Origin of the sequence: Streptomyces sp. H27-H5 (assembly GCF_026627505.1) — a bacterium.
Lineage (GTDB): Bacteria > Actinomycetota > Actinomycetes > Streptomycetales > Streptomycetaceae > Streptomyces.
The window spans coordinates 1-1,409 of record NZ_JAPNLK010000294.1 but is presented as its reverse complement, the minus strand read 5'-3'; the positions used below and the strand labels follow the sequence as shown (position 1 = coordinate 1,409).

Below are 1,409 nucleotides of genomic sequence, written 5' to 3'. Positions count from 1 at the left end.
CTCAAGTGAAATTCTTCCATAGCCCGGCGAGGGTGTTCGCCGCGTTCGACGAGCCGAATCTCATCGCGCATGCCGGGCTGGTCCCGGTGATCCGGCTGGCCGAGCGATGCGGCCTGTCGGCTCTGGTGGCCGAGAAGGTCAGACTGGCCGGCGCGAAGAACGGCGCCGGCACGGCTGCCGACGCGAAGGTGATGAGCATCGTGGGCGGCATGGTCGCCGGCGCCGACTCCATCGACGATCTGGACGTGCTGCGCCACGGCGGGCTGCCGAAGCTCTTCGGCGGAGTGCGGGCGCCGTCCACCTTGGGCACGTTCCTGCGCGCCTTCACCTGGGGGCACGTGCGCCAACTGGAGTCCGCGACACGTGCGTTCACCTGCAACCTGGCCGCCCACACCGGCTTCGTCCCGGAAGGCGACGGGGTGGTGTTCGTGGACATCGACTCCAAGGTCAAGCAGGTCTACGGCCCCGCCAAACAGGGCGCCTCCTTCGGCTACACCAAGGTCCGCGGCCTCCACTTCCAGATCGTCACCGTCAAGACGGGCACGTGTGCGCCGGTCATCGTCGCCACCCGGCTGCGCAAAGGCTCGGCGGGCTCGGGGAAGGGGGCGGCCAGTCTGCTGCGCGAGGCCCTGGTCACGGTGCGGGCGATGGGCATCACCGCGCAGATCGTCGTCCGCGCGGACTCCGCGTACTTCTCCCACAAGGTCGTAGCCGCCTGCCGTCAGGCCGGCGCCCGATTCTCCCTCGCGGTCGCGGTCACCAAGACGATCCGCGCGGCCATCGAGACCATCCCCGCCGACGCCTGGACCCCGATCAAGTACACCGACGCGATCTGGGACGACGAGGAGAAGCGCTGGATCTCCGACGCCGAGATCGCCGAGATCGGCCTCACCGCGTTCACCTCGAAGAAGAAGGCGTTCCACACGGCCGCCCGGCTGATCGTGCGCCGGGTCAAGCGGCTGAACCCGAAGACGGTGCCCGCGGGGCAGAGCGAACTGTTCGGCGTCTGGCGCCATCACGCGATCTTCACCGACAGCGTCTTCGTCCTCACCGATGCCGAGCCCATGCACCGTGATCACGCCGCGGTGGAACAGGTCTTCGCCGATCTGGAGGACTCCGCCCTGGCACACCTGCCCTCGGGCACGTTCACCGCGAACGCCGCCTGGCTCACCCTGGCCGCCACCGCCTACAACCTCACCCGCGCGGCCGGCCACCTCGCCTCGGTCTTTCACGCACGGGCACGGACCGGCACGATCCGCCGTCATCTGATCCACGTGCCGGCACGGATCGCGACCAGAGCACGGACGATCACCCTGCACCTCCCTCAACGCTGGTGCTGGGAAGCCGACTTCATTGATCTGTGGACCGCAGTCGATCACCGCATGGTCACCTGACCAGCGCGTCCACCG

1 protein-coding gene is annotated in these 1,409 nt (G+C 68.6%); it reads left to right on the top strand.

Annotation, left to right across the window (positions count from 1 at the left end; all coding sequences use genetic code 11):
• Positions 1-5: 5 nt before the first annotated feature.
• The gene (locus OTB19_RS42855) at positions 6-1,394 is read left to right on the top strand and encodes an IS1380 family transposase (protein WP_267804275.1); all 1,389 of its coding nucleotides are present in this window, start codon (positions 6-8) and stop codon (positions 1,392-1,394) included.
• The last annotated feature ends 15 nt before the right edge of the window (positions 1,395-1,409 follow it).